Source organism: Pontibacter sp. HSC-14F20 (assembly GCF_019599265.1).
In the GTDB taxonomy this organism is placed as follows: Bacteria; Bacteroidota; Bacteroidia; order Cytophagales; family Hymenobacteraceae; genus Pontibacter.
In genome coordinates, this window is the sequence record NZ_JAHZTC010000027.1 from 19,398 (window position 1) to 41,856 (window position 22,459).

The following is a 22,459-nucleotide window of genomic DNA, read 5'->3' on the forward strand; positions in this document are numbered from 1 at the left end:
AACATGAAAAAGCTATTCAACTTCAAAAGCAAGCGCAAAGGTCTGGGAGACTTTCACGCGTTATCCCTCGAAGAGTCGGAGGCAAACCGACTGAGCGGAGGCTTCAAGGAATACAAGCCAACCATCTACAGTTCGGACAAGCACCAAAGCGTGCGGATAAAGGTCAGTCAACTGTTGAGTGGCATGGAGGAAATAGTATAACCTAAACGGATATGAAAAAGAGCAAAAAAGTGAAAGACAGGAAAACGATCGAAGAGCTCAAGCGGCTACGCCTGTTTGGCGATGCCGAGGGACAGGAGCAAAACGACGACACGGACCTGGACAACCTGGCTGGTGGGAACGCCGGCACTACGGTAGAGACCCACTGGCCGACCACGACAAACAAATTTCCTAATCAATAGCGCGGGCGATGCATTCCAAGTATAAGTTTTATAAGCAGTTGGACTACATGGACTGCGGTCCCACCTGTTTAAGAATGGTGAGTGCATATTACGGGAAAGAGTACACCCTGGACTACCTGCGGTCCATCTCGCATATCACCAAGAATGGCGTGAGTTTTCTGGGGCTCAGCGAGGCCTCAGAAAAGGTCGGGTTCAAAACGCTGGTAGGCAAGCTCTCCTACAATCAGTTGAAGGAGGAGGTGCCTCTTCCCTGCATCCTGCACTGGAACCAGGACCACTTCGTGGTGCTCTACGACGTGAAGGAGAAGTCCCTGCTGCGGCGGGAAGAGAAGCTGGTGATCGGGGATCCCGGCCATAACCTGGTGGAGGTGGACGTGGAAACGTTCAAGAAGTGCTGGGTCAGCACGGAGGACGGGAGAGGGGTTGCCCTCCTGCTGGAGACCACGCCGGAATTTTACAGCCGCGACTCGGATGAGGAGACCGAGGAGAGTTCCTCCAGCATTGGCTTCCTGTTTCAGTACATCAAGCCCTACAAGGCTTTTATCTTCCAGATTTTCCTGGGGATGATCCTGGCCAGTTTTATCAGCATGTGCTTTCCTTTCCTGACGCAGAGCCTGGTGGACTTCGGGATCAACAAGCAGAATATTGGCTTCGTCCACCTGGTGCTGATTTCCCAGCTGGCCCTCTTTATCGGAAGCCTGCTGGTCAGCCTGATCCGAAACTGGATACTGCTCCATGTCAGCACACGCATCAGCATCACGATTATCTCCAATTTCCTGATAAAATTAATGAAGTTGCCCATTAACTTCTTTGAGTCAAAGAACATTGGCGACATCACCCAGCGCATCAGTGACCACCACCGTATTGAAAGCTTCCTGACGGGCTCCGCACTGAGTACGCTTTTCTCCATCATCAACTTGGTGATTTTCTCCATTGTGCTGGGTATTTACGACATGCGGTTTTTGCTTGTATTCTTTGTGGGGAGCAGCCTGTCGGTGGCCTGGATTTTCCTCTTTCTCAAACGGAGGCGCAACATCGACTACAACCGCTTTCAGCGGGCACGGGAAAACCAGAACAGCATTTATGAGATCATTACTGGCATGCAGGAGATCAAGCTCTACAACAGCCAGAAGTCCCGGCGCTGGGAGTGGGAGAAAATCCAGTCGAAGCTCTTCAAGATCAACATCAAAAGCTTGGCCCTGGAGCAGTACCAGGAAATCGGCGCCACGTTTTTCACGCAGCTCAAGAATATCCTGATTTCCTTCATGGCGGCCCTCCTGGTGATCGAAGGGCAGATTTCCCTGGGGGTGATGCTGAGTATCTCTTATATCATCGGGCAGATGAACGGTCCGCTCAACCAGCTCATCCAGTTTGTCAAGACCGTGCAGGACGCCAAAATCAGCCTGGAGCGGCTAGGGGAAATCCACAATAAGCAGAACGAGGAAAAAAGCAGCCTGCAGGTGGCTGATGTGCACGAGGAGGACTTCGGACACTCGCTCAACCAGGTGTTCTTTGCCAAAGGGCTAAACAGCAGGTTCAGACCGGGCATCACGCTGGACAATGTCAGTTTCCAATATGGACACGCGAAGTCCGCCATGGTGTTGAAGAACATCAGTCTCCATATCCCCAAAGGACAGGTTACAGCCATAGTAGGTGCCAGCGGGAGCGGGAAGACAACGCTGATGAAGCTGCTGCTTAAATTCTATCCCCCCACCGAAGGGGAGATTCTGGTGGATGGGAGTAACCTCAACGACATTTCGGCCAAGCTGTGGCGAAGCCAGTGTGGCACAGTGATGCAGGACGGTTACATCTTCTCTGACTCCATCGCCCGTAACATTGCCCTGGACGGTAATAAGATCGACGAGCTCAAGTTAATGAACGCGGTGCACGTGGCCAACGCGCATGACTATATCTCGCAGCTCCCACTGGGTTTCACGACCCGCATAGGGAATACGGGCTCGGGCCTGAGCGGTGGCCAGAAACAGCGGATCTTCATTGCCCGTGCCGTTTACAAAGAGCCGGGGTACATGTTCTTCGATGAGGCTACCAGCGCGCTGGACTCCAACAACGAGCGCATCATCATGGAGAACCTGGACGAGTTTTACAAAGGCCGAACTGTGCTGATCATCGCCCACCGGCTGAGCACGGTCAAAAAAGCCGATCAGATCATCGTGATGAAAGACGGAGAGATTGTGGAGCAGGGTACGCACCTGGGCCTGGTCTACCAGCGCGGCTACTACTATGAGCTTGTTAAAAATCAATTGGAACTGGACGCCGCCTAAACTGAATATAAAATGCCAAACCACAGTCCCCTAAATGCAGAAGAGCAGAGCCATGAGATGGAGGAAATCATCGGCCGGGTGCCACACTGGATCACCCGGTGGGGTATTACCATCCTGTTCATCGTCTCGGCCATCGGTATCTTCATCAGCAACACAATCGCCTTTCCGGACAGTGTGCCGGCCGAGGTGTTGATCCAGGCCAAGGAGCAACCCGGAAAGGTTTCCCTCAAGCGAGAGGATGCCGGGCAGGAGTTCATTTTCCTTGTGAAGGACGAAGAATGGGTGCAGCCTGGAGACACTCTCTTCATTCACCGGAACACCTCCAAAAACATCAATGAACCTATTATCACCCCCATGTCCGGTCAGGTTTTCATTTCCAAAGGGATAGATGACAGTAATACGCAGGACTATGTGGTGTGGGTCGTGCCCAAAACGACCGATTTTGAAGTTAAGCTGTTCTACCCCGTAAAAGGATCCGGGAAGATACAGCTCGGACAGGAAGTTGTCATCACGGTGGACAACTACCCACCCTCGGACTTTGGCTTTCTAACCGGTCGAATCACCAAGATTCTCCCGGTTCCCGTGGACGGGAAGGTGCAGGGCTATGTAACGCTGGATCACCGGCAGCTGCAGACGAACCTGGGGAAGGAACTGCCCATCAAGTACCTGATGATCGGGAAGGCGGAGATCGTTTTGGAAAGAAGGACCATCGCGGGCAGGATCTTTGGGAATGTCCTACCCCTTTAACCGGACTGAAAGAGGCGCAGCGTCCCGCATCATGTTGAAAGAAGCATTTTTAAGTTGAAAAGATGGGTTTTCTAAAGAAATTTCGACAACTTGACATATCGTGCTGGCTTGGACAGATAAATTTCATCACTCGCTGTTCCGGCTGCCCGTACTTTTAGCATGGGTGAAGCATGCGGAGCAAACCAGACACAATGCTGTCAAGCTGTGTTCTGTTCCGGCTCCCGTTTCCACTTCCATTGAACCGATTAACCTTGTGAACAAACTTTGTAGGACGCATGAAGTGTATAATAATTGATGATGAGCCCCTAGCACAAGAGGTGATTGAAAAACTCGCCGCGAAAGTGCCTTTTCTGGAAGTGATTAAGAAAGCCGGAAACGCGATCGAGGGATTGCAGGATATAGAGAATCTGAAGCCCGATCTTGTCTTCATGGATATTCAGATGCCGACCATGAGCGGTATTGAGCTGATTAAAATACTAAACAACCACCGACCGCAGATCATTCTAACCACCGCCTCCCCTGACCATGCCCTAGAGGGTTTTGAGCTGGACGTGGCCGGCTACCTGCTAAAGCCGATCTCATTTGAACGCTTCCTCAAGGCTGTAAATAAAGTAAACAAGCTAGTCAATGGAATCCAGCCGGCCAGGAAGCAGGAAGTGGAGGGAGAGCCCTCGGCTACCCATTTCTGGGCCAAGGTGAATGGCAAACTGCTGCACATCAAGTTCGACGACGTCCTGCTGGTAAAAGGCATGAAGGATTATGTCCAGGTTTTCCTCAAAGATCGGAAAATCATTACCTACCTCACCATGAAGCGCATTCTGGAGATTTTGCCTCCTCAGGACTTTACCAGGGTGAGCCGCTCTTTTATTGTGCGCACCTCCTCAATCAAAGGGATCGACGGCAATGTGTTAGAGACAACGGTGGCCGACGAGGAAATCATCATCGGGTCCACCTACCGCGAGAGCATTAAAAACGAGGCAAACAAGTGGTTGAAGTAGTACTTCCCGGTCCAGGCTGGAAGGAAATGCTGCTTTAGCCCGGCAATTCATCCTTTTCCCTTAGGATGAAAGCCAGCGCTATTCGTCGGGTGGTAACCTGGCTGGGCTAACGCCTCCTTTCTGTGACTTTGTCAAATTTTCCTTATTTTGACAGCTGTATCTGCTTGGCCCATGCGGCTTCCCCTCATTAACTATGACAACAATCCACCCTTTCGGACACTTCATTGTCCGCAGTCCGCTTTTCCCCTATGACGGCATCCACCCGGACGCGGCCCACAGCCTGGATGACTGGCTGGATGTGCAGCTGCAGGACGATCTTTTCCTGGAAGCGGTTTTCTGGTCCTCCCCGGTCCTGTATGAGCAGGCGATTAAGATGCTACAGGGGGATGACCGTCAGCGGGAGCGTGTCCGGTTTAGTCTTAAGAAATACTTGATCCGGGCTTCCAGCCGTTGCACGCCCTTTGGCCTGTTTGCAGGATGTAGCCTGGGACACATCACCGGGTGGCGGAAAGATCTGGAAATCGCGGGCAGTGCTGGTTCCCTGCGCAAGGTAATCCGGATGGACATGCACTTACTGTTCACCCTCAGCAACCTCATCAGCCGCGATCCCGCCCTGGTTCCCCTGCTGGCTTATTATCCAAACAACTCGCTCTACGAAATAGGGGGCACTTTCCGCTACATTGAGTACACACTGGAGCAGGGGATACGCAACTATCGCATCTCCTCTGTGGAGCGGGACGACCTACTGAAGCGGATTTTTGCCGCCGCAGAAGCCGGGGTGCTCCTCAGGGAGGCGGTGGGGCTGATTGACCTGGAAGCGACGGCGGACGAGAAGGAGCAGTTTATTCGCGAGCTCATTGACTCCCAACTGCTAGTGAGCGAGCTGGAGTTGTCAGTGACGGACCCGGATCCATTAGGCTCCCTTGTCCGGAAACTCAAAACCGTGGCGGCAGGAGTGAGCCAAGCCCGGCTGACGCTTTACCTCGAGGTCCTCACGAGCTTTGAACAGGCGATCGCCCAGTTGAACGAAAGGAGCGACAGGACCCGTCGGGATGAAACGGTCACGTTGTTTAAAAGAGGACTGGAACGGTTAGGAATGGCGGACTACAGGAATAATTTCTTCCAGTTGGATCTTTTCAAAGCGGCCCCTACGCCGGATAGGCTACCAGGAAAAACAGTGGAGGCCGTACTGCGGGGGATCGAGGCGCTGAGTCGTTTCACAACCAGCCAGACAAAGCAGGAGCGGCAACTCGAGGCGTTCCGGCGGGCTTTTGTGGAGAAATACGAATCAGAGGAGGTCCCATTGGCGGAGGTGATTGACTCCGAGACAGGCATCGGCTTCCCAGTGTTGGGCAGCATTGGTAACATCACCGATGCCGCGCTGGCGGATGCCTATCCGGAAGGGAATCGTAGCGAACAGGTAACAGAACCCTGGCACGCTTTCCTACGGGAGCGTTATGAGCGGGCCATCCGGCAGGGAGCGACTGAAATCTCACTGCGGGATGTGGAAATCGCCGGTTTTGCCCCGAAGACAGGTCAGCTGCCACAGACCTTTGCCGCGATGTTTTCCCTGGTTTCGTCCGGCCCTGAGCCGCAAGTTTTCCTGCAGACAGTGGGAGGCGCCACGGCAAACAGCCTCTTGGGGAGGTTTTGCCACCTGGATGCGGGGATGCACACACTCGGGCGGAAGATAGCCGAAATGGAGCAGTCCCTCTGTCCTGATAAGGTCCTGGCCGAAGTGCTGCACCTACCGGAGGCACGGGTCGGCAATGTCCTGCAGCGGCCGGTGCTGCGGGAGTTCGAGATTCCCTACCTGTCCGCAGCTTCTGTGCCGGGTGAGCGGCAGCTGCCCGTAGCGGACCTGATGCTGCGCGTCGTGGGGGACAGGATCGTGCTCCGCTCCAAAAGACTTGGAAAGCAGGTAGTGCCCCGCCTGTCGACCGCCCATAATTACGCTCAGCGGGCCTTGCCGCTGTACCACTTCCTATGTGCCATCCAGCACGAGGGTAAAACCGCGCTGGGGGTGGACTGGGGAAGTTGGGCGACAGGACTGAAATTTATGCCGCGGCTCTCTTACCGGAATGTCATCCTCTCGCCCGCCACCTGGAAATTCACGGCTGCCGATACACGGCAGCTCCTGAAAGGAGACCGTACAGGGGACCAGTTAGAGGCTTTCTGGAAGCAGTGGCAGCTACCGCCGACCGTGGCTATCACCCGGGGGGACAACCAACTGGTTATTCACATCCAACGCCCTGAATACCGGGAAATCCTGCTGCAGGAACTCAAAGATCAACAAGCCCTGCATCTGACGGAATGGCTGCATACCAGGGAGGATCCTGCCGCTGGGAGCTTTTTGCACCAAGTTGTCCTGCCGCTCTATCAGCATGCCCCCCAGCCGGCCAGTCTGCAGACCGTGGAGAAGGAAGGTTTGCCGGTCCTGCAGCGGACTTTCTTCCCCGGGGGCGAATGGCTCTATGTGAAAATCTACTGTGGGGCCCATGCCGCTGACTTAATCCTGACGGAGGCGGTTAAGCCCGTGGTGGAACGACTGGAGGCAGCGGGGGACATCCGCCAGTATTATTTTATCCGGTTCACTGATCCGCACTACCACCTCAGGCTGCGGCTGCACCTGAAAGAGGAAGGTCGTTTCGGCCATGTTCTCAGCGAGTTGAATGCGGCTTTGGCCGACTTCAAGCGGCAGCGCCTGGTGTGGAAGGTGCAGCTCGATACCTACGTGCGGGAAGTAGAGCGCTACAATGCCCGGTACATGCTGCAGTCCGAGCGCCTTTTTTACCACGATGCTGCCCTGTTCCTGGCCACTGGCCTGCAGCTGGAGCTAGACGGGGAAGGGGACCGGCGCCTTCTGTATGCTATGCGCAACGTGGCGAGTTGGCTGGACACCTTTCAGCTAGGACTGACAGAGCGACTGGATTTTATCCGGAGCGCCTGCGCCTCATTGGGAAAAGAGTTTACGCCGGAACTGCGGGTGAGGCTTGATCAGCAATACAGGACGCTTCGACACAAAGTGACGGCAAACGAGGTGCCTGATGCGCTTGACTATTTGCTGGCGCTGCGAAAACAACGGGTAGAGGACGAACTGGGCCAGGATATTTCAGGCAAAGCGCCTGCGCTTTTCAGGAACCTGGGCAGTTACATCCACATGAGCATGAACCGGTGGTTTAAGACGGACCAGCGTCTACAGGAATATGTTGTTTATTATTTTTTACAAAAACACTACACCGAAAAGCTCAAACGAGCCGATGTTCTGTAAATGGAAACCAAATGACGCTAGAAGTGCTACATTATCAGACTTACAATTCCTTTACCAGAGTTTTTGTCCATAGCCTTTTGTGGTTGGGCATGTTCTGCTTTCTCTTGCTGCTGCTCAAACTACCCTTGCAAGGGAATTTGCTGGACCCTGCCTTTCCCCTGTTTGTGTTGGCTATGCTGACGATTGTCGCCACCAACCACTATGTCATCGCCTACGGACTGGTTCGGTTCGTGCAGCCGAGAAACTGGGGCATCTTGGTCGGTCTGCTGCTGGTACTCTATACTTTTTCCGCTATCTCCTCTATTCTCAGTATTGCCCTGCTGGCCGGGCTTTTTCCAGAGAATGCCGTGTTCCAGGCGCTATCAAGCAGGTATGAGCTACGGGGGATTGCGGACCTTTTTACGCTGAGCACCTTTACCTGGGTCATGTCCTTTGTATTTCCCTTCTGCATGTTTACCCTTTTTATAAAGTTCTACAAATCAAATCAGGACGCCGCCAGGAAGAACCTCTATTTACAGAAGGTCAACTCCGAGCTGGAACTGAATTTTCTGCGGTCCCAAATCAATCCGCACTTCTTTTTCAACACCTTGAACAGCCTGTATTCCCTGGTGTTTGACAATGAGCGCGCAGCCAAAATTGTGCTGGATCTTTCGGATATCATGCGATTCTCTCTATACGAGGCGAAAGGGGAGCGTATCCCGATTGAACGAGAGATCAAGTTTCTGAGTGACTATATCGGACTGGAGGCCATGCGTCATGACAGCCGCGTCCTGATCGAGTACGATTTCGATTTGAATGGACATGAAAGGCTGGAGCTTCCACCCCTGCTGCTGGTGAATTTTATAGAGAACGCCTTTAAGCACGGCATTCACAACACAATAGAAAAGGCCTGGGTGGAGATAAGCCTGCAATGCCAAGATGGTGTCCTGTTTTTTAAGGTCAGTAACAGCAGACCAACGCACGGGAGAGCACGGGAAAAGGGGGACTCGGGCATCGGCCTGCAGAACGTGAAACGGCGGCTGAATATTTTATACCCCGAGCGCCACGAGCTGATGATTAGGGAGGAAGTGTCCACATTTCACGTGGTGCTTCAGATTCAAATGAAATAAACTGGAACCGGGTGCCGGTACCAACCGATTCCAGTTTATTTCAGCTACAAGAGACTGCTGGATTGTTCATTCAAATGTGCTCCTGGATTAGCTTGAGGGAGAAAGTGGCGGTCAATGTGATCATCCTTTGCTACCTTCCCGCATTCGGTTCTACGAGCCTGCATGCCCCGTATCAACTTCTTCTTTATTTTCCTGTATCACGAAAGATATAAGGAAAGCCTGGTAGTTTTAATATGAGACTTCACATATAGCCTACCTGCCTGATTCCAGAATAAGCGCCCAACGTGTAACAGCTTGCACTTTTGCTGAATTAAATATTGTCTCATGGCAATAGCCTAGTCTTAGTTGCTTGTGACAAAGTCAGCCGTAAGATGAGGTTTATCTAAGAAATTCGTGCCTTTGTCTAAATTTTAAAGTTTTAATATATTAATATATTTATATTTGATTAAATCTTAAAAATAGGCAAATGAAGAAAGTAAAATTACAGCTAAAGAAACAAATCATTTTTACGCTTAATACTCAGCCAGGTAAAAGCAATAAGTTGGATAATGTTTTTACAACTGGTATTTGTACAATTTTAACAACTGCCACAGAAACGAGCTTTTAGCTACATTAACATCAGGTGTATGAAAGGGGCCCGGAGCGTGTCCGCTTCTATTGGCTTTTTGCTAACCTGATGCCCTCTTTCACTCCTTTAGCAGGAAAGGCCAAATCAGGATTTTGTTGTCAGGCACTATAGTATATTCCTCTATTGCGTGATAGAATAAAGACTCATCGGAAATCTTCTGTTTCAAAACTGGGACAAAGCAAACACCAATGGCTATCAACGATGGGCTCACTATTATAAGGGTAATTTGCGTCGTGCAGCGTTTTGTGCACGATAGTGCATCCTATCAATTGAGCCCAGCCTGAGTGATTGTTTTTGTCTGATGAATTGTAACCGGAAATGATGGCAAGTAGAAATGCCTGTTCTAGAGACAGGCTACTGCTCAGGTGAGTCCTAAACGATTAACCTGCTAATTTTTACAGCCTCTAGATTATCTCATCTGCTGCAGACTGGTAAGTGGTGATTTGAACATGATTCAACTTTACACTGCTAGTAGAAGAGTGTTCGTTGCTGTCAATCACCACCTGCTATCAGAGCAGGTAAATTGTTAAGTGAATGGGCGCTTTTAGTCAAAAGTCCAAAGGCTTAACATCAGGTATTCCGATACGCATTTGGAGATGGAGCCTGCGACCAATGCAGGTAGGGTTGTGTCTGGTCATAGATGCGTTTGTTCAAAGGCTTCTAGAGCCACACTCTCTGCGGAGTAACTTATCAGTTAGCATAAAAAGCCCTTAAATCAGCGATTTAAGGGCTTTTTGCTTTTTAGCCCCACCTGAATTTTACATTTTCTCTCCTTTCTGAGGCAGCCAATTCGGGCACCCGAATTGATGTGCAACCAGCTGGCTGTAAGCAAGATGTACTGTGTTTTTACATCTTGTGCAGCCTTCGGTTGATTGTTAAATTCAAGTATAAAAGGAGGAGTTGTATGGACACTAAGATCAGTATCCTGTTCTACGGCAGGAAAGCCGACAACCTTTTGCCGATCTACCTGCGCGTTACGCTGCAGGGTAGGCGGCTGGAGCTGAGCACCCACCGCTACATCTCGCCCGAACGATAGTAGGCCGAGGCCCGGAGCGTGAACGCCTACCTGGACACCTTGCGGGCAAAGGCTTATGATCACCACCGGAAGCTGCTTGAAAGCCTGCGGACCTACTATATTTTTTAATTCTAAGCTGTGAGAGGCGGAATTTTCATAGTGTTATACCACTAACCATGCAATAACCTCAAGCTCTATATGTCTTCACGTATTCTTGATATTTCTTTGCACACATTCTCGCAGCGTTATTCTGTATAATCAACGTGTAGGTTGACTGAAATTGTCAACAAATCAACTAATATGTTTACTTATTAAAAATAATAGTATACTTTTATGTTTACTATAGCACGGTATGTGTAAACCAATATATTTACTTTATTCAAGGAAAGTAAACTAATATATTTACCTTTATCAAGTAACAGTAAACAAATATGTTGATTAATTAAGGTGTTTATGCGAAATAAAAAGAAACTACTGCTGGAGCAATTGGATCGAAAAATTGCTCCTTTAAAGGTTTTGACTAAGACTCCAGTCCCGGAACAAGGTTGGATTCACGCTATTCGGGTCGCACTTAACATGACTTTAGAGCAGTTAGGTCATAAGCTGGGCAAGACAAAGCAAGGCATCAAAAAGATAGAGGAAAGAGAAGCTACAGGTACCGTCTCCCTAAACGTGTTGAAGCAGGTAGCTGAAGCGCTTGACATGCAGCTCGTGTACGGCTTTGTGCCTAAGCAAGGGTCAATGGAGAAGTTGGTCGATCAACGAGCACAGCAGCTAGCAAGAAAGATCGTCTTAAGAACAAGTCAGCACATGAAGCTGGAGAACCAGGGAAATAGCGATGACCGGATTCGGCAGGCAATCGAAGAGCTAGCTGAAGAACTTAAACGTGAAATGAAGGGCACGTTATGGGATTAGAATATGCCTACCTGGATGGCCAGACTCCTTTAGATGAAGAAGAGAAAGAAGGGCTGCTACTCAAAACGATCACCTCACACGGGGAACTGGACGAATTCGAACAGCTAAACATTGAAAAGGCAATCGCCTGGACCATGAACACCAGGTTTAAGAAGGATGCCATATTGACTGAGAAGTTTATCAGAACGCTGCACAAACGCATGTTTGACGATGTCTGGAAGTGGGCAGGTGAGTTCAGGAGATCTGAGAAAAACATTGGGGTGGCTTGGGTTACAATAGGTATGGAGCTCAGGTACCTGCTAGACGACACCGCCTATTGGATCAATAATAAAACGTATCCCCAAGACGAGATAGCGATCCGCTTCAAGCATCGGCTGGTCAATATCCACTGTTTCCCAAACGGGAACGGGCGGCATTCACGCATCATGGCAGACATCATCATGGAGTCCATCTTTGGTGAAGATGCCTTCACATGGAATAGATCCAACATGGTGAAAGCGGATGCTACACGCAAAGCCTACATTGCCGCCATTCGAGCTGGCGATAAAGGTGACATAACGCCGCTGCTTCAGTTTGCGAAAAGCTGAGCCTTATGCGGGAAGTTATTGGATTGGAAGCAGGAGATAGTAACTGGGCATAGGCTCTTTCTTCCCTAAGATTGTATACCGGAAGTAGGGTAATTAACTTTTACTTTGTCAGCTTGCTGTTTGTGAAATAAAGCGGTAAATTTGATTAAAGAAAACACTGAAATCCTCAGAAGGGGGAAAATTCGGGTGACCGCTGATTTTAAGGTTATAAGTAATTGATAATAAAAGCATTGTGGGGTAGGTTCGAATCCCTTACTCTCTGCGGAGTAACTTATCAGTTAGCATAAAAAGCCCTTAAATCAGCGATTTAAGGGCTTTTTTGTTTTTAGCCCCTGCTTCATTTTCACACTTCTTCGCACATTTCAGGAGCGTGATCAGGTGAGTTCATTTGGAGCAGGCGTTTACTCACCAATTTGATTTTAACTGATTGATACACAAGATGTACAGTAGCTTTACATCTTGACTTCGGTTGACTGCAAGGCTATATTTGTATAACCTTTAATGTCACTGTTATGAGCATCAACTTCCGCCTTCTCTTCTACCTCAAGAAACCCAAGAACTACCAGCAGGGCCCTGTGCCCATCTACCTGCGCATCACCGTAGCGGGCAAACGCTCCGAGCTGGCCACAGGCAGGACCATTGAGCCAGCCAGTTGGCTGGCTCAGGCAGGGAGAGCCCTTGGCAAGAAGGAAGAGATCAAGTCCCTGAACGCCTACCTGGAGATCCTGCAGGCCAGGGTCTACGAGGCGCAGCGCCAGCTAGTGGAGGCCCGGCAGCCGCTCACGGCCGAGGCGCTCAAGGACAGGCTTCTGGGCAGGGAGGCGAAGGGCAGGATGCTGCTGGAGGTCTTCTCCGAGCACAACCGCAAAATGGAAGCACTGGTGGGGGAGGAGTTTGCCCCCGGCACCCTGGAGCGCTACACCACCTCGCTGCGCCACACCCGGGATTTTGTGAAATGGAAGTACGCAATAGAGGACGTTGACGTGCGGCAGGTGGATCATGCCTTTGTCACGGATTATGAGTTCTACCTCAGAAGCGTGCGTAAGTGCTCCAACAACACGGCCGTCAAGTACATCAAGAACTTCGGCAAGATCATCCGCATCTGCCTGGCCAATGGCTGGATCACTATGAACCCTTTCCTTCACTACAAGGCCAAGCTTCGGAAGGTGGAGCGAGCCTACCTGTCCGAGGAGGAACTGGAGCGGATGGCGGAAAAGAAATTCGTCAGCGATCGCCTGACGCAGGTGCGGGACATCTTCCTGTTCAGCTGCTACACGGGCCTTGCCTACGTGGACGTGCAGCAGTTAAAACGTGCAGATATCCAAACGGGAGTGGACGGGGAGCAGTGGATCTTCAAGAACAGGCAGAAGACGGACACCCCTTCCCGCATACCCTTGTTGCCGAAGGCCCTCACTATTCTGGCGCGCTACCAGGATCACCCGCAGTGTTTGTATGAGGACAGGTTGCTGCCTGTGCCGAGCAACCAGAAGATGAACGCCTACCTGAAGGAAATAGCCGATGTGTGTGGAATTGAAAAGCCTGTCACCTTCCACACTGCCCGCCACACTTTTGCCACCACTGTGACACTGCTCAAGGGGGTGCCGATGGAGAGTGACTCAAAGATGCTCGGCCACACCAGCATGAGAACCACGCAACATTATGCCAAGATATTGGATGTGAAGGTAGGGGAGGATATGCGCCTGCTCAGAGAGCGACTCAAGCAGTGAGCAACAGCAAGGGATGTTTGGATTGGCTTGTGAAAGTAATTCGAGAGATCTCTGTAAAAGAAAAAACCCGGCTTCTTCACCAGCATTGTTTATCTGGGAGAGGAAGGACCGGGACTGCATTAGCAAATATGCATGCTATTTTATGAACAAGCAATACGTAGAAAAAGTTTTTTCTACGGAAAGGGTGCGCAAATACTTTGACGCTTATTCCCACGACCAGGCCAAAGCTATAACCCATTACCAGTGCAACGTGCAAATTTCCGAGGCGCTTTACCCATGCCTGTCGGTTATGGAAGTTGCCTTGTGCAATGCCGTAAACGAACAGCTCTCACGAATGTTTAGTACCGCTCACTGGTATACCCTCCTCGCCTTAACGCCTGTCCGGTCTGGAAAACTGATCCTGTAATATTGCCTTGCAAGCCGCTCTCAAGTCCTGACCTCCATAACGATACGTTCTGTGTCGTATTGAAATGCAAGAGAAAAGGCACCAATAAAGACCGGGTCGACATGGCTCTTGTCTGCCTGCCGCCCCGGTCCCGGACTAAATAAACCTAAAAACTAGTTTCGCTTTATCAATTTGGTGGTGGAGTCGATATTAGCGCTCTTGATCTTCAGGAAATATACTCCTGTAGATAAGTGCTGTGTTGATAACTCAAACTCAGTATACCTTCCCTCAATCATGATCGGCTTCTCCATAACTACCCGTCCCTGCATGTCGATCACCGTCACCTGAGCAGAACCAGTTTCCTCCGTGGCCAGCTCCACCCGAAGGTAATCTTGGAACGGGTTCGGATAGGTTTTAACTGAAGCGGCAATTGCTCTGAGGGTGGTGGCTACTGTCTTGCTGAACTCAAAGGTGCCGTCGAAGTCCACCTGGCGCAGCCGGTAATAGTTGGTGCCGGTGCCCGGGTTTGTGTCTTTGAAGGTATAGTGGTGGGTCAGGCTGCTGGTGCCCTTGCCCTGTACCGTCCCTATTTTAGTGAATGTGCGGCCGTCCTGGCTGCGCTCCACCTCGAAGCGGTCGTTGTTCAGCTCAGAGGCCGTGCTCCAGTTGAGCGTAACGTGGTTGTTTTGGGCCGTTGCTTTAAAGGAAAGGAGTTCTACTGGCAGAGGTTCAATTGCTGCATCGTAAGATCTCCACATAAGGTCGTAGATGCCGATGCCTTGATTGCCAGTACTTGACGCATTCCGGTATGTCAACACAACACGGTCTACCGCACTACCAAATGTAACGGTAACATCTGCGTCTTTAGAAGTTGTAGCGACATCATTATAGGCATCAGATGCTAAGATTTTATTGCCTGAGAATACTTGAATATAGCTAGTGATTACTTGCTTCTTAGTAAGAGAAACTGTTGTGTTACCATTATACCCGATAATCTCAACATCATCACGGAACTGGCCGCTTTCTCTGTCAATATCGAAAAGAGTAAAAGTTAGATCTTCAATTGGTCTACTCAATTCTAATGTAACAATGGTTCTGTTGCTGCTAGCGTTGGCGCCCGTTTGCATCAATGCTAAGGTTGGAGTATTTTGGAATTGCGTATGTGACACACCAGATGCTGTGCCGCTAACAGTTGTTGTTACGTTTGTTTCTCTGCTCCACTTCATATAAAGACCTTCTACCGTATAAGCTTGAGGATTAGAGACTGAAACTACAAAAGGATTCTCACCGTTGGGTCTGCTGCTCCAACTAAACCTATCTAATCCTATTACCGGGGTGCCAATGATCGTAATGTCGTCCAATGCGTAGTATCTCGAGGCAGTGGAAGAATTATTCTGCCATCTGATGCGCAGGTTAGGTGCGTTCGAAGCATTTTCAGGTAATACGATATAATTATTACTTGCCCAACTCCAAGCTGTTGAAGGACTGCTAACGTTTGTAATAGACATCCAATTAGTGCCATCAAGGCTGTACTGAAGTGTTAATGCATTTCCAGTAGTACTTGAACGTCTGTGAGCAAACATGATTCCAATCTGCTCATAACCAACTGTGGATATAGGATCCATTGTAAGGGATTTTGCTGCGGCAACATTGGATCTGATAAATGTTCCCCCAGATGATTGTGCGGCCTTAGTAGTGTTATCACTTACAGGTGTAAGGTTCCATCCAGTTGCAGTTAATCCACCGGTATAGCTGGTGAAGTTCTCGTGGTAAAGAATAACGTGGGTAGTCAGATTACTATTACGCGGAACGGTTGTAATGGAAGCCCTAACACGGGTTCTTGAGCTTTCACAATTTCCTGAAGATACTATTGCAACCCAATAATCTGTCGTTGTACTTAATTCCGGGGTTACAAAAATAGCTGAAGTAGCTCCGGCAATGGCAGTTCCACCAGAAGCCTGGGTATACCAACGATAGCTGCCGTCGGATGGAGCGCCTGAAGCAGTTAATGTAAGACTGCCAGTATTTGCTCTGGAGGCCCCTGTAACAGTGGGTGCTGCAGGTATGGCATTTACAGTCGCAGTAACAGGAGTTCTTGGGCTTTCGCATGTTCCGTTAGTAATAGCAACATAGTAGGTAGTAGTGTTGCTTAAGCTCGAAGTAGTGTAGGAGGCATTAGTGGCTCTGCTAATGGCTGTTCCGCCCGTGGCTACTGTGTACCAACGGTAATTTCCATTCGTGGAGCCGCTTGCCGTCAAAACAACAGTGCCGTTGCCGCAACGGGAGTTTCCTGTTGTGGTGGGTGCATTTGGAACAGGATTTACTGTTACAGTAACAGTTCTTCTGGCGCTTGTACCACAAGCATTACTAGCAGCTACATAATAGGTAGCGCTAGCTGTTAGGCTAGGTGTTGTGTAAGTCGGACCGGTGTGGAAAGGCGTTCCACCTGAAGAAGCGGTATACCAGCTATAGACTGTGCCATTAACAGGAGAACTTACTGAAATTGTAGGAGTGCTTCCCGAGCAAATCGTTACGCTATTTACAACAGGAGTATTTGTGCCAGAATGAACAAATGCAGTTACGGGAATTCTTGAACTCTCGCATGTACCATTGGTTACTGCTACATAGTAAGTGGTAGAGTTGGTTAGTCTGGGAGTAGTGTAGGTGGCATTTCTTTCCCCATTAATTGCTGTGCCACCTGTTTGAGCAGTGTACCATCGGTAATTTCCGTTGGTTGTGCCACTTGCCGTTAGGGTAACTGTGCCATTACCACAACGAGCAACGTTTTCTGCGGATGGGGCAGAAGGTGCTGAGTTGGCTGTTATAGTGGTATAGCTAAGATTCTGAGGAATGTACCAGTCATTGCAGAAAATCCAAAAAGCGCACTCCCTTGTCTCATAAGATGCTCTAAAACGTTTGTTGTTATCGTTCGAGGTTGCTATGAAAGTGTAGCTTGTAGCGGTTGCTCCACTTATGTCGCTATAATCTATACCATTGTTTATGCTGACCTGCCATTGGATCCTACGAACTTCTGAAGGAAATGTCATGGTTAATGATACAGTTTCACCCTCACAAACTATTGTATCAGTCTGCGCTTCAGCCGTATTAATTGAAAGCATTATCAAACCGAAGCACAGGAGCGCTATTTTAAATAGTTCCCTGGGCCCTTGCTTCGATGCTAAGAATCCTTGCGAGGTGGTTGAGGAAAATATGCCTGCAAAACTCTTTTTATATACTCTCTTGGTTGGTACTAGGTAATTAAGAATTGCATTGTTTTCTGGTAAAGTTGACTTCATAAGGGGTTAATTAAGGATGAAAATTATGATATTTAGTTTTTCTTGGTTAAATCCAATTAAAGAATGTTGTTTTAACTTTAGTTGAAAATTATTTTAACCTGAAAGTGAGAGAATGAAGCCAATTGATTTGTGAGTAATACTAAATATTGAAATGATCAAATATTGCGAATGTATGTGATTGAAATTGAAAGGATTTTATTGATATGAAACAAGTAAAATTTTTAAACGAAGTAGATCCTTTTATATATAAAATAGCCAATGCTCTATATATGGGAAGTGTTATTCCAATTATGGGAAAAAAAGTTTGAGCGGTTTCATAATTATAATTAATAAAATTATAATTATGGTTCATGTAATAATGAGTCTGTGAAGTGATAAATAAAGGTTAATAAATTGCACTAATATTACGAGGTTTATTGTTTAAATGACTGTCTTTTAGCCTTGGGTGTTAGCTGGTTAATGTGCGCTGATTAAATAAATAACCAAGTCTGTCGAATGCAGCAAAAAAGCTTGTCATTACGGAAGCATTTTTCGACAGAGCGCAAAGCACTTGGCTGGGGCAAACACTTAGCTGCTATAAGTAGGCCGTCCTAAGGAGGCCAGCATAAGCCTGATATAGCAATGAAATACTAATTCCTTTAGCGATTGAACAGGAGTCGTTTAACTGAAAGCCGCACGTCCAGGCACTCATCAATTACCTCAAGCAGCTCCATTTTAAAAGCAGGTGCAATTAAGACCAACCCACTAATCCCGTAGCGTAGTTTAGGTAAGATGTCGTGCGGGTAGCAAATGCAAAGCAAGGCCTGCAGCTTTGAGCTGGTGGGAGCAATGAACGCTTATCGCTTCACAATGGGACGGAAGGCCGCCCCCTCGATAGTCGTCAGGGGCAACGTCTGCAAGGTGTGCTGGCGCAGCTTCCTGTGGCAGTCGGGGCAGGCACCCACTGCCACAGGAAGCTGCCGCCCAGGCCTGCCCCGTGCTTTTCTCTGTGCAAAGGAGCAGAGCCTTGGCAGTCTGGTTCCCGGCAACTCTTGTCTTTTTCATCCCCTCAGTTTAAAATCAAAACATTTATGTCTGATTATTAAGCTGTTACGATCTTGGGGATACTTACCTTTTATAAATGGCCATTTATAAAAGGTAATAGATGTGCTGATCCAGATGAGGCACAGAAGTTTCTTAAGTCAAGGGAGTAAAGGTGCCCGTTCAACCATAGTGTCTGTAAAGCACACAGGAGCCAACATTTGAAAGGGGCATTCCATAAAAAATATAGGATAGGAAAGATTTTAAAAAAATGCTGCATATACAACTAAGATTTAGGCGCATATACAATGGATGGTAGATAGCTTTATGTCAAAGTAGGTCAGACTAGTCGCCAGGCTGTGTAGTTGCACTGCTGAATTTAGGTGGGCAGAGCTGGTAAGCGTACTCAACGGCTTGGGGTACAAGGAGCGTACGGGCGGAAGAACAGGAGGCAGTCGCCGGGACTTTTGGCACCCGGATACGGGCCATGTGATCAAGCTTCACAGACCGCACCCGGGAACAATCCTAAAGCGTTACCAGCTCACGTTAGTTATTGCTGAGCTGGAGCTTGACAAACTGGAGCTTGATAAATAGATAACTGCAAAGAGAAACAAAGCATAAACAACGAAGAACGGTAATAAAATGAGCAGCACTATCAAGTACAAGGACTATCTCGGCAGTGTCGGGTATAGGGCCGAGGACAAGGTGTTTTTTGGCAAAATTGAGTTTATCAATGATTTAGTGACTTTTGAAGGCACCTCAGTAGAAAAGCTGGAAACTGCCTTCCGTGAGTCTGTAGATGATTACCTGGACATGTGCAGAGAGATAGGCAAGGAGTCAGAGAAAGCCTTCAAAGGCACGTTTAATGTGCGGATGCAACCAGAGCTTCACAAGAAAGCGGCCAGGCTGTCAACTGAGAAGGGAATAAACCTGAATCAGCTTGTTGTCGAGGCGGTAAGTCAATATGTGCGACAGGCTCACTAAGGCGGTGTCATTTTAATTAATTTAATATTTAGGAAGCTGTCCAAAAAAGGCAGCCTCCTAAATAACATCTACTACTGCCGCCGCATCGCCTGGGCTCTGGAGGAGAACCTCAACGGCAAGATCTGCAAGTACACCAAGGGCAAAGGCATATTCCTGGCCCTAAGGGAGATCACCAAGAAATAGCCCTAACTCCAGCAGAACTGGGATCTGATACTGAATTAGTTTATAAACTTATACCCACAAAGAAGTTGATGCTAGAAAAGCAGCCGAACCCATTTGCACGTATTACTGGGCACTGTCGAATAAAACCGACTACCTGATTTAGAAATAATACGCCAACAATAGTAAAGGAAGGTCCGCCCGGCAAGGCCAGGTGGCCCTTCGCTTTTTTTAAGCGGCCGACTTCAGGGCATGCAGCGCATCCTCGTTCGCCTCCGTCTTCAGGCTAAGCATATAGCTGGCTGCCTTGAAAGCCCTTGTGCTGGCGTAAAGGATCATCGTCTTGTCATCTTTGAACTTACTGGCCCAGCCCTGCAGGTAAGCCACTGAGTTTTGAAAGACCGCTTCTTTGATGCCGGTGAAAGCACTGAGGAAGCTGGCACCCATCTCGGCGATCAGCTCCTCTTTGCTGTAGCGCTCCTCCCCGAAGCGACTTGCCTTCTCCTCCTCAGAGAAGCGGTTGAGCCGGGTGGGGTGGCCGGTGGAGTGGATTAACTCATGGAAGAGCGTGGCGTGGTAGGCCTGGGAGGAGACGAAGCTTTTCAGCTCCGGCATTTGCACCCTGTCAAGAGTGGGGGCATAGTAGGCCTGCGACCCTCCGTGGAGGATCTGCGGGCGCGGCAGGGGGTAGCTGTCCACCACCTGCTGGCAGGCTCCGATGATCTGTTGCTCTGTTCGCTCAACGGCTGCCGGAAGTATAAAGTCAACGCCTTCTACCTGTTCGATGTTGAACACCGTCCATATAAAAGGTACAATTTTTCTTCCGTGCCTGTCATGTTCGTCCTCTGTCTGCTCCGGTTTGTGCTTATCTGCTTTCCCCTCGTAGATTTTCCAGTAGATGACCTGGGTGCCCTTCTCACCTTTTTTCACGTGGCCGCCCAATTCTCGGGCCTGTTTGAAGGTGAGGAAGTAGGGCGCGGTGAAGTTCTTTTTTTCGGTGACGTGGTTCAGGTAGAAGGCATTGAAGCCTTCGTAGTGCCGGCCAGAGCTGTAGTTCCTGGGGAGGCCGTACGAGGTCCAGGGCTTTTGCCAGAGTACTTTTCCCTGCGCCAGCTGCGCGATCACTTCGTTTGTCACCTGCTTGGCCAGTTGATTCAATTTCGGATAGGTGTTCATAAAATTAAAGTTTAAGATGGTTTAAAATTGGCTTTCCGGAGCGTGTGCCGCCTGCACGGTGGCGCCAGTAAAGAAAAAAGGGCTCTACAGGAGCCCTTCGTCAGCGAGGGAGTAGTAGCCTTCACCGGTGAGGATGATGTGGTCGAGCACAGCGATGTCGAGGAGTTCTCCGCCCTGCTTGAGCTTTTTGGTCAGCTGCAGGTCCGCCGCGCTGGGCTTGAGGTTCCCTGAGGGGTGGTTGTGGGAGAGGATGATACCCGAGGCGCAGGCCTTGAGGGCGGCTGCGAAGATGAGCTTGGGGTCGGCGACGGTGCCGGCGATGCCCCCAGTGGAGACTTCGTAAATGCCCAGTACCCGGTTGGCTCGGTTGAGGAGCAGGACCTTGAACTGCTCGACGAACTCTATCCTGCCTAGGTCCCAGCCGGCTTTGAGCACGTTGTAAGAATCGGCAGAGCAGGTGACCTGCGGTCTTTTACAGGGCTTAACGCGGTTGCGGTAGGTGAGCTTGATCTCGGCCAAGCGGCTGGAGGCGGATGTGTTGACTTTCTTTTCCATAATCTCGGTCATTTAGTGTAAGGAAATTGATTAAGGTGCTCCCGCTGCCTTCGGCGCCGGACTAAGGGCAAGGTGGAGCCTGAGAAAATGCGGAGGGCCCGCCTCGGGGCGGATACCCACTTTGTCTGGACGACCTTGCTCCCGTGTCTGGACCACAAGGCTACCTTTGCGCCTGTATGAATTGCCCCCGCACTTTTGCATGGGAGTGGCTGGGGAGGAAAGATATTTCAATCAAGGTTTTGCTACTTGTTCTGCCACTTTATGTCTTCGCTTCACCGGGCGTGAAATCGGGAAATAGCGCTACCTGTTTTGGCATGGGATTGCAGGCGATTATTCCTGAATGAGGGTAGTACACATCAGCGCGAGACCAGTGGTATTATCGGTCCATGCAGGTCTATCTCTAAGTTAATGGTGACGATGTGCAGGTGCGGGTGCAGATGTGCCCGGTCCCGGTGCAGCACGATCAGATACTGCGTGCTGATGATCTGCATCTGCTCCATGTACTCCCAGCCCGCTCGACCATCACCCGGTCAGAGAGCTTGGCTTTGTCGCGTGCGCTCCAGTTCAGGGCGATGTGCCCCACGGCCTTCTCCAGCCAGGGGTTGAGCTTGCGCTGCAGGTTAAAGTCGGCCGCCATCGAGGCGACAGTGTTTGTGCGGACGCCGTCCGAATCCAAGATACCCGCTCCGGCTTTCTGGACCACATAGCGCACGCAGCCCGAGAAGCTCTTACCGATCATCACCTTTCCGATCATCTCTGCCTATATGCTGAAGTATGTGGTGGATGTCATAAAGAAGCTGGCGGCACCTGCCCTGCAGGGTCAGCAGCCCCTCGCGATGGGCCAGCCGGGTCAGCTGGTTGAGGTTGTTGGCCAGCCCCGAGAGCATGCGCAGCGAGGCCGCCTCCTCGGGGCGGAGGCGCGCCACGACTATTGCCTTCTTGGCCGCCGCCCGAAACCAGGCCGACACGCTCAGTCCCGGCTCCCGCGCCTTGCCTGTAATCAGGAGCCACTCCGTTGTCACCCGCACCACCAGGGTGTGGCTCCGCTTCACCCGCTTAATTGGGCGGCCACCTTTCTTTCTCTCGTGGGTTTGCTGCCGCTGTGCCGTCTCTTTTTCCATGCGCTCGTTGTTTACTTAGTAAGAAGATTCCCCTGCTGCGACCACCGGGAGCAGAGGGCCGCCAGGAGTTTTTGTATGACAAA

General features: G+C 49.8%; 20 protein-coding genes. 15 read left to right on the top strand and 5 right to left on the bottom strand.

The window, feature by feature from the left end:
* The first annotated feature begins 3 nt into the window (after positions 1 to 3).
* From K3G39_RS19025 to K3G39_RS19080, 13 genes are all read left to right on the top strand, one after another.
* On the top strand, positions 4 to 201 hold the full coding sequence (locus K3G39_RS19025) for a hypothetical protein (protein ID WP_220627764.1): 198 nt from the start codon (positions 4 to 6) through the stop codon (positions 199 to 201).
* 11 nt (positions 202 to 212) lie between these two features.
* Positions 213 to 401: a hypothetical protein gene (locus K3G39_RS19030; RefSeq protein WP_220627765.1), complete on the top strand. Its 189-nt coding sequence runs from the start codon at positions 213 to 215 to the stop codon at positions 399 to 401.
* A gap of 8 nt (positions 402 to 409) precedes the next feature.
* Positions 410 to 2,683, top strand: a complete 2,274-nt coding sequence (locus K3G39_RS19035) for a peptidase domain-containing ABC transporter (protein WP_220627766.1) — start codon at positions 410 to 412, stop codon at positions 2,681 to 2,683.
* Between the two features lie 12 nt (positions 2,684 to 2,695).
* Positions 2,696 to 3,430: a hypothetical protein gene (locus tag K3G39_RS19040; RefSeq protein WP_220627767.1), complete on the top strand. Its 735-nt coding sequence runs from the start codon at positions 2,696 to 2,698 to the stop codon at positions 3,428 to 3,430.
* A 275-nt stretch (positions 3,431 to 3,705) separates the two neighbouring features.
* Entirely contained in the window at positions 3,706 to 4,428 is a 723-nt protein-coding gene (locus tag K3G39_RS19045) for a LytTR family DNA-binding domain-containing protein (protein ID WP_220627768.1), read from the top strand.
* A 193-nt stretch (positions 4,429 to 4,621) separates the two neighbouring features.
* Positions 4,622 to 7,699 carry a lantibiotic dehydratase gene (locus tag K3G39_RS19050; protein WP_220627769.1) on the top strand — a complete coding sequence of 1,026 codons (3,078 nt, stop codon included), beginning with the start codon at positions 4,622 to 4,624 and terminating at the stop codon, positions 7,697 to 7,699.
* An 89-nt stretch (positions 7,700 to 7,788) separates the two neighbouring features.
* Complete coding sequence (locus K3G39_RS19055; RefSeq protein ID WP_220627770.1) at positions 7,789 to 8,808, top strand: sensor histidine kinase; 1,020 nt, start codon at positions 7,789 to 7,791, stop codon at positions 8,806 to 8,808.
* A 466-nt stretch (positions 8,809 to 9,274) separates the two neighbouring features.
* Positions 9,275 to 9,415 carry a hypothetical protein gene (locus tag K3G39_RS19060; RefSeq protein ID WP_220627771.1) on the top strand — a complete coding sequence of 47 codons (141 nt, stop codon included), beginning with the start codon at positions 9,275 to 9,277 and terminating at the stop codon, positions 9,413 to 9,415.
* A gap of 925 nt (positions 9,416 to 10,340) precedes the next feature.
* Positions 10,341 to 10,472 carry an Arm DNA-binding domain-containing protein gene (locus K3G39_RS21025; RefSeq protein ID WP_255594516.1) on the top strand — a complete coding sequence of 44 codons (132 nt, stop codon included), beginning with the start codon at positions 10,341 to 10,343 and terminating at the stop codon, positions 10,470 to 10,472.
* A 432-nt stretch (positions 10,473 to 10,904) separates the two neighbouring features.
* The gene (locus K3G39_RS19065; RefSeq protein ID WP_220627772.1) at positions 10,905 to 11,366 is read left to right on the top strand and encodes a mobile mystery protein A; all 462 of its coding nucleotides are present in this window, start codon (positions 10,905 to 10,907) and stop codon (positions 11,364 to 11,366) included.
* On the top strand, positions 11,357 to 11,953 hold the full coding sequence (locus K3G39_RS19070) for a mobile mystery protein B (protein ID WP_220627773.1): 597 nt from the start codon (positions 11,357 to 11,359) through the stop codon (positions 11,951 to 11,953). The genes K3G39_RS19065 and K3G39_RS19070 overlap by 10 nt, the downstream gene beginning before the upstream one ends.
* Positions 11,954 to 12,465: 512 nt before the next feature.
* Positions 12,466 to 13,680, top strand: a complete 1,215-nt coding sequence (locus K3G39_RS19075) for a site-specific integrase (RefSeq protein WP_220627774.1) — start codon at positions 12,466 to 12,468, stop codon at positions 13,678 to 13,680.
* Positions 13,681 to 13,822: 142 nt separating this feature from the next.
* Complete coding sequence (locus K3G39_RS19080) at positions 13,823 to 14,086, top strand: hypothetical protein (protein WP_220627775.1); 264 nt, start codon at positions 13,823 to 13,825, stop codon at positions 14,084 to 14,086.
* 152 nt (positions 14,087 to 14,238) lie between these two features.
* Here K3G39_RS19080 and K3G39_RS19085 read toward each other — a convergent pair whose 3' ends face one another.
* Positions 14,239 to 17,361, bottom strand: a complete 3,123-nt coding sequence (locus K3G39_RS19085) for a T9SS type A sorting domain-containing protein (RefSeq protein ID WP_220627776.1) — start codon at positions 17,359 to 17,361, stop codon at positions 14,239 to 14,241.
* 1,413 nt (positions 17,362 to 18,774) lie between these two features.
* Between K3G39_RS19085 and K3G39_RS19090 the strand changes: the two genes are divergently transcribed.
* Both K3G39_RS19090 and K3G39_RS19095 read left to right on the top strand, forming a co-directional pair.
* Complete coding sequence (locus tag K3G39_RS19090) at positions 18,775 to 18,975, top strand: type II toxin-antitoxin system HicA family toxin (RefSeq protein ID WP_255594523.1); 201 nt, start codon at positions 18,775 to 18,777, stop codon at positions 18,973 to 18,975.
* A 48-nt stretch (positions 18,976 to 19,023) separates the two neighbouring features.
* Positions 19,024 to 19,365: a type II toxin-antitoxin system HicB family antitoxin gene (locus K3G39_RS19095; protein ID WP_220627778.1), complete on the top strand. Its 342-nt coding sequence runs from the start codon at positions 19,024 to 19,026 to the stop codon at positions 19,363 to 19,365.
* Between the two features lie 390 nt (positions 19,366 to 19,755).
* On the opposite strand, the gene K3G39_RS19100 is transcribed toward K3G39_RS19095, so the two are convergent.
* The 4 genes from K3G39_RS19100 to mobC all read right to left on the bottom strand — a co-directional run bounded on the left by K3G39_RS19100 (position 19,756) and on the right by mobC (position 22,376).
* Positions 19,756 to 20,700 (bottom strand): ArdC family protein, encoded by a 945-nt coding sequence (locus tag K3G39_RS19100; RefSeq protein WP_220627779.1) that lies wholly within the window; start codon positions 20,698 to 20,700, stop codon positions 19,756 to 19,758.
* A gap of 84 nt (positions 20,701 to 20,784) precedes the next feature.
* The gene (locus K3G39_RS19105; protein ID WP_220627780.1) at positions 20,785 to 21,255 is read right to left on the bottom strand and encodes a RadC family protein; all 471 of its coding nucleotides are present in this window, start codon (positions 21,253 to 21,255) and stop codon (positions 20,785 to 20,787) included.
* 356 nt (positions 21,256 to 21,611) lie between these two features.
* A complete protein-coding gene (locus K3G39_RS19110; protein WP_220627781.1) occupies positions 21,612 to 21,755 on the bottom strand; it encodes a relaxase/mobilization nuclease domain-containing protein in 144 nt (47 codons plus the stop codon).
* A 228-nt stretch (positions 21,756 to 21,983) separates the two neighbouring features.
* Entirely contained in the window at positions 21,984 to 22,376 is a 393-nt protein-coding gene (mobC, locus tag K3G39_RS19115) for a plasmid mobilization relaxosome protein MobC (protein ID WP_220627782.1), read from the bottom strand.
* Positions 22,377 to 22,459 lie beyond the last annotated feature (83 nt).